This window comes from uncultured Aggregatibacter sp. (assembly GCF_901873365.1).
Classification (GTDB): Bacteria; Pseudomonadota; Gammaproteobacteria; order Enterobacterales; family Pasteurellaceae; genus Aggregatibacter.
Genome location: NZ_CABFLM010000127.1, coordinates 1 through 1,778 on the forward strand (window position 1 = coordinate 1; position 1,778 = coordinate 1,778).

Annotated in this window: 2 protein-coding genes; one reads left to right on the top strand and one right to left on the bottom strand. The window is 35.6% G+C overall.

Going from position 1 to position 1,778, the window contains the following annotated elements; translation table 11 throughout:
- Positions 1 to 686 precede the first annotated feature (686 nt).
- Positions 687 to 923, top strand: a complete 237-nt coding sequence (locus tag QZ106_RS10220) for a hypothetical protein (protein WP_295976704.1) — start codon at positions 687 to 689, stop codon at positions 921 to 923.
- 256 nt (positions 924 to 1,179) lie between these two features.
- Here the strand turns inward: QZ106_RS10220 and QZ106_RS10225 are convergent, their stop codons facing one another.
- Positions 1,180 to 1,695, bottom strand: coding sequence for an Hcp family type VI secretion system effector (locus QZ106_RS10225; RefSeq protein ID WP_295976705.1), 516 nt, complete (start codon positions 1,693 to 1,695; stop codon positions 1,180 to 1,182).
- Positions 1,696 to 1,778: the final 83 nt, after the last annotated feature.

Consider the following 1,778-nt stretch of genomic DNA (forward strand, 5'->3'; position numbering starts at 1 on the left):
AAATAAATCCTAAGGAACCTTTTTATATTGGCAATGGGAAAAAAGGTCAATTCCACATAAAGAATTCTAAGAATGATTACATCCTAACTTCTTGCTATCCAAATTAATTTGGCAATGATTTTTCATAAGACAGCTAAAAAATCGACCGCTCTTTTTGTATTTCTGGACACGCGTCAGGAGACGCGCACCATTAAGGGAAATTTAAATATAAAAAATGTTATTATCCATATTAGTGCGTAGCGTGCATCTTGATGCACGACCAAATCATGCACGGAACGTTATTTAATCCTTTCGGGTGTTCCCGATTTCGTGCAACAAGTTGCACGCTACGGTTTACTAATCATGAATATTATGCAGATGAAAATGATGTTAAAGGTCTAATATGGCTTTGTAGAATGACTTTGGGAGAGAGAGTATGAAACGTTTTATAATAATTCTAGGGGAAGCTCCCTTTTATCGTGTTTACCACTAGAACCGATTCCAGGCTCGTCTATTTGGTATAATTTTTGTTCAAATCCAATTGAATTAAGGCGTGATGGTATTCCAGAGGAAATTTATAAAAAGAAAAAAAATTAGTTATAGATTCTGGTAGTAGTATATCTGGCACATTTTTCCCAAATAAAAATACTGAAAAAGAAGCAATAAAGAATTATTTTATTGAAAATGGAGTAAAAAAACGTTTTAAAGTGGATCTGTATAATAACGAAAAACTTAACCTTATTGCCTGCCCTGAAAATGCTAAACCTACAGGCGATAGCAACTGGATAAAGCTAACTATTAGGAAACTTGAGAAATTTAAAGAGCGAGAGATTTTTCATCAAACAGCTGAAAAATCAACCGCTCTTTTTGTATTTTTTGGACATGCGTTAGGAGACGATTGCCATCAAGGGGTGATAACGCGATATAGAAAACCTTTATGTTGAGATTATCCGAATCGTCCCTGACGCCATAAAGAGCGGTCAAATGTTAAAACGTTTCCAGTTAGCGAAAAGTGATGAGAAAAAAACTGAAAGAAGGGAAAGGCAAAGTCGAAGTTGGCACTTATCTTTGGGATTAGGCCGCTATCATTCATTTGCTTAAAAGAGAAAATACCAATGATATTTCCTCTTTTTATATAGCCATTATTGACAGAAAAAGCTAAATAGTTCTTCTATTTAGCTTTTTATCAAGATTATAAAATTAAACTTGTGGTCTACGCCAGTCATCAGATCCGGATGTTCCCGAGATAGTGTGATCCCAATTAATTTTACGATAACTCAAACTGACTTCTAATAATTGAGTATATGGTGCGTTGCTTGGATCTTGTGCATTTGGCATGACTAAATTCATATCAACGATCACGGCATCTTCTAGTACAGTTGAGAAGAATTTTTCTTGACGACCATCAATAGAGGTACGGAACCAAGTCACTTCAACTTTTGGCAACATTTCGCCGGAAGCTAGCGCATTGTACATTAAAGGTACTGCTTTATTTAAAGAGCAAGTAAATTTAAAGGCTTTATGAACGCGTTGACCGGCTGGCTGGCCTGATTGAGGATCTGTTGGCACTGTAACAATATGGCTAATTGCTTGTGCCATGATCTCATCTTCATGACCTTCAACATAAACATTACCGACGGAATCTTCGGTAAATGCACCTGCCGTGATTTTTCCTTGATTACTACCTTCAATGGAAATAAATGCTGGTGTTGGCATAGTATTCTCCTGATGATGTTAAAAATTAAATAGTTTTGTCTTGGTAGACAAGTATAACTATATCAAATTTTAGACTGTTTAAC